The 4,722-nt window shown below is 44.7% G+C and carries 3 protein-coding genes; 2 read left to right on the top strand and 1 reads right to left on the bottom strand.

The annotated features are described in order from the left end of the window. The first annotated feature begins 91 nt into the window (after positions 1-91). On the top strand, positions 92-3,121 hold the full coding sequence (locus tag BCU12_RS07165; protein WP_102403663.1) for an FAD-binding and (Fe-S)-binding domain-containing protein: 3,030 nt from the start codon (positions 92-94) through the stop codon (positions 3,119-3,121). 158 nt (positions 3,122-3,279) lie between these two features. Then, on the top strand, positions 3,280-3,741 hold the full coding sequence (locus BCU12_RS07160; protein WP_102403662.1) for an isoprenylcysteine carboxylmethyltransferase family protein: 462 nt from the start codon (positions 3,280-3,282) through the stop codon (positions 3,739-3,741). Between the two features lie 150 nt (positions 3,742-3,891). Here BCU12_RS07160 and BCU12_RS07155 read toward each other — a convergent pair whose 3' ends face one another. Then, positions 3,892-4,617, bottom strand: a complete 726-nt coding sequence (locus BCU12_RS07155; RefSeq protein ID WP_102403661.1) for a DUF3581 domain-containing protein — start codon at positions 4,615-4,617, stop codon at positions 3,892-3,894. Positions 4,618-4,722: the final 105 nt, after the last annotated feature.

Genomic DNA, 4,722 nt, shown 5'->3' with positions numbered 1-4,722 from the left:
TTTTCAAATGTTGTAAAGTGACGTAATTCAAATATATATAATTACAATTACCCAGAGCTGATCGGATCAGCGTAGTAGGGGCAGGAAGCACATGTTACCAAGACTTCAATCTCAAACTGATGTCGACCCAGTCGTACTCAGCTATCTCAAAGAACTCGAGCAATCAGGCTTTACCGGCGACATTGAATCGCAATACGCCAGTCGTTTAGCCGTTGCTACAGACAACAGTGTCTATCAACAGTTACCTCAATCCGTTGTACACCCAAGAACCACTCAAGATGTATCTCTTATAGGTAAGATTAGCTCAAAACCGGAATATGAGCGCATTACCTTTTCTCCGCGTGGTGGTGGCACGGGTACAAACGGTCAGTCATTGACCAAAGGTATCGTGGTTGATTTGTCTCGATACATGAATGAGGTCCTGGAAATTAACGAATCTGAAGGTTGGGTTCGTGTTCAAACTGGCGTAGTAAAAGATCAACTTAATGATGCGGTTCGTCCGTTTGGCTATTTCTTCTCGCCTGACCTCTCAACCAGTAATCGTGCAACATTGGGTGGCATGGTCAACACCGATGCGTCAGGCCAGGGCTCACTTAAGTATGGTAAGACTTCAGATCACGTTTTATCTCTTCAAGCGGTTTTCTCTGACGGTAGCATACTTGAATCGGATCTCTCTCATGGCCGACCAGAAGCTCAAACACAAGCTGCTACTGCGTTAGAAGCGACAGAACAAGTATGTCGCGACAACCGTGAACAAATATTAGATAAATTCCCCCCATTAAATCGATTCTTAACAGGGTACGATTTAAAGAATGCCATCGATGACAACGATGAATTCGACTTTACACGTGTGTTGTGTGGGGCAGAAGGCTCTTTGGCTTTTATCACTGAAGCCAAGCTAAACCTCACACCGATTCCGAAAGCCAGAACGCTCGTTAACGTGAAGTATTCGAGTTTTGATGCGGCGCTACGAAATGCGCCCTTTATGGTTGAGGCGAATGCTTTATCAGTAGAAACGGTCGATTCACGTGTTCTTAATCTGGCGAAACAGGACATCGTTTGGCATACCGTGAGCGACCTTTTACGTGACGTTCCGAACAAAGAAATGTTAGGGATAAACATCATAGAGTTTGCGGGAAGTGATGTAGAGTCAGTTTCAGCACAGGTCAAGTCGCTGACCGATCAGATAGACCAGATGATCCTAAACGATGAAGCTGGAATCATTGGTTTCCAAGTATGCAGTGACTTGGCTGGTATCAACAAAATATACAACATGCGTAAAAAAGCGGTTGGGCTACTTGGCGCCGCTAAAGGCAAAGCCAAGCCTGTCGCATTTGCGGAAGACACATGTGTACCGCCAGAGAACCTAGCAGACTTCATTGCTGAGTTCAGACAACTGCTTGATGAGCACAAACTCAATTACGGCATGTTTGGTCACGTTGATGCCGGCGTACTGCACGTAAGGCCCGCCCTTGATTTATGCGACCCCGAGCAAGAAAAGCTGATGCATCTGGTGTCGGATCAGGTCGTTAAGCTAGTGGCAAAATATGGTGGCTTAATGTGGGGCGAGCACGGTAAAGGTTACCGCTCTGAATACGGGCCAGAGTTCTTTGGTGAAGCTTTGTTTAAAGAGCTTCGTCGAGTGAAGAGAGCGTGTGATCCGTTCAATAAAATGAACCCAGGTAAGGTCTGTACGCCTCTAGATAGCCAAGCTGAACTCGTTAAAGTTTCTGATGTTAAGCGTGGCTACTTTGATCGCCAAATTGATGTCGAGGTTCGTGATAGCTTTAAGCAGGCGATGGAGTGCAATGGTAACGGATTGTGTTTCAACTACGACACCGCCTCACCAATGTGCCCTTCGATGAAAGTGACGGCTGATAGGCGTCATTCCCCTAAAGGTCGAGCAGGGCTCGTGAGAGAGTGGCTACGTCAACTGACTGAGCAAGGCATCGACATATTAGATGTTGAACAGCAAACGCTAACTGGAAAACTTAGCATTAAGTCGTTAATAGAGCGCGTAAGAAATCGTGTCAACAAGCGCCATGAATACGATTTTTCTCATGAAGTGTATGAGGCGATGAATGGTTGTTTGGCCTGTAAAGCGTGTGCAAGTCAATGCCCTATAAAGGTCGATGTACCGAGCTTTCGATCTCGCTTCTTAAATCTTTATCACACACGATATCAGCGCCCAGCAAAAGACTATTTGGTCGCGAATATTGAAACGATGCTGCCGCTAATGGCAAAAGCGCCTAAAATGGTGAATGCCGTCATCAAACAGCCGTGGGTTCAGACGCTAACGGAAAAAAGTGTTGGATATGTCGATACACCTCTGATGTCGGTACCAACGTTAGCTTCAAGACTCGATAAGTCGCATAAGTTTGATCTGCAATACTTAGCCGGATTGTCTAAAGAAGATAAAGAAAATCATGTGCTTGTTGTGCAAGACCCGTTCACCAGTTACTACGATGCGGAAGTAGTTGCGGATTTTATGACGCTCGTGTCTAAACTGGGGAAAACGCCAATTTTGTTGCCATTTAAACCGAATGGTAAGGCGCAACACATCAAAGGCTTCTTACAGCAATTTGCGTCTAGTGCGAAGAATACCGCAACATTTCTCTCTATGGTGTCTGATCTTGATATCCCATTGGTGGGTGTCGACCCAGCTTTGGTTCTTTGTTACCGAGATGAATACACGGAGGTGCTCGGCAAAGAACGTGGTGATTTTGATGTACTGACGGTGCATGAATGGCTGTTGCCGCGTTTGTCTGACTTTAAGACGAATGCTTCTTCCTCCAACACCCCTTGGTATTTGCTTGCGCACTGTACCGAAAAGACCAAGATGCCAAACGCAGAAAAAGAGTGGGGCGAGATCTTTACCCATTTTGGCTCAGTGTTGAATACCGTTCCTGTCGGTTGCTGCGGAATGGCAGGTACGTTTGGCCACGAGAAAGATAAGCTGGAGATGTCTAGAGATATCTACCAGTTAAGCTGGAAGCCTAGAATGGAAGAGTTACCCGCAGAACGATGCTTAGTGACGGGCTATTCTTGTCGTAGCCAAGTAAAGCGGTTTGAGCAGGAAAAAGTGAAGCATCCTTTACAAGCGCTTCTAGAACTTGTTTAGAACTAGATAGATTTACTACTGATTCTGGAACCGTTCGCCAAAATAGCTCAAGTGATGATCTTGGGCTATTTTTATTTGGATGAAGCGGGACTTTATTCAGTTACGTTACTATCTGAACCGTGAGATTTTGAAATGCCAGGTAAGGAGTTGATGCGCAAATGGAAAAGCTAGAACTTAAAATCCCCCCCGTCGCTGTTTTTCTCATTGTGGTTCTAATGATGAGTTACATGGCTAAAAATATGCAGTTTGCAGGCGTTCATTTTCCATTCTCAGGACTCGTCTTACTGGCATGTTTAGCGCTTTCCTCTTTCATTGCTCTCTCAGGCGTGCGGGAGTTCCGACGCGCAGAGACTACCGTTAATCCAGTGAAACCTGATACAGCCACTACCGTTGTCGATAGCGGAGTGTTTTCTCGTACACGTAACCCAATGTACCTTGGCCTGTTTATCTGCTTATTCGGGATTGGATATTGGCTGCAAAATGGCTTGAGCCTTCTTATGAGTTTTAGCTTTATTTGGTACATGAATCGATTTCAAATATCGGTGGAAGAGCGCGCGTTAGAGAAACGGTTTGGGATGGCGTATGTAGATTACAAACAGCGGGTTAGGCGCTGGATATAGCGATAATTTGCATGTGAATAGCGCCAGAAAATAAAACACCCGCTCAATAGTTTGAGCGGGTGTTTAGAATGCTATTTGAGAAACCAAATACTAAAGAGAACGTCTACATGCGTATGACAACTCTTTTAAGATAGCTTTTACTATAAAACTTTATGCAGCCGCTGCAAATTGAGCGAGAAACATCTCTTTGCGTTCATTGAAGCGGTTAACTAAATCATCGACTGACTCTTGATTGTAAGGCTTCAAGCCACTTGCCACCATTCTCTTAACGCCTTTTCCAACGATGGCACCGTCTTCTTTGAAATCAAAGTTCAAAGTCACGATACCGCGCTTACCATCAACATCAAATGTTGCACCGGTAAAGTCAACTTCAGGGTGAGTCAGGTCAAGACGGTCAAATTCAACTTCCATGCTTTCATAAATAACTAGTGGACGCTGACAGTTGATCATCATCTGCTGCTCTTCCATTAATGGCACCATGATGTGCGGAAAGTTCATACCAGAGAATTGAACATAGTTAGTCACGACGTGTTCGATAAACTCGGCATTGTGGCTAGTCTCACCTTCACGATTCATGTGAAGGTACTCTTTCCCTTTCTCGTCAACCAATGCGCTTTCTTTCTCACACTTGTTCTCAACGCTTAATTCAATACCGTCGTTAACCATGCCCGAGAAGTCAAAACGCATCTTCTTGCTGATGCCTTCTTTTTGAAGAAGAACCGCAAATAGCAGATCGCCAGGCACGCAAAAGCGTTTGTTGTCTTCATCATGGATAGGGTTAAAGTCGCCCGCAATTTTTTTAGCAAAGTGGCTTGCTTGTTCGCGAGTGAAGGTAAATTTCTGGTCTTGCGTTGAAACAAAAGGAGTAAGAAACATAATCTATCATTGGTAGTAAAAACTGCGGGCTATTATATAGGAAAACGGTGGTTAAATTGGTCTATCCAGTGTAAGTCTATGTAAATTCAATGAGTTACCCGAAAA

Origin of the sequence: Vibrio sp. 10N.261.55.A7 (genome assembly GCF_002877365.1) — a bacterium.
In the GTDB taxonomy this organism is placed as follows: Bacteria; Pseudomonadota; Gammaproteobacteria; order Enterobacterales; family Vibrionaceae; genus Vibrio.
Note: the sequence above shows the minus strand (reverse complement) of the source record. Positions and strands in the feature narration are given on the sequence as shown.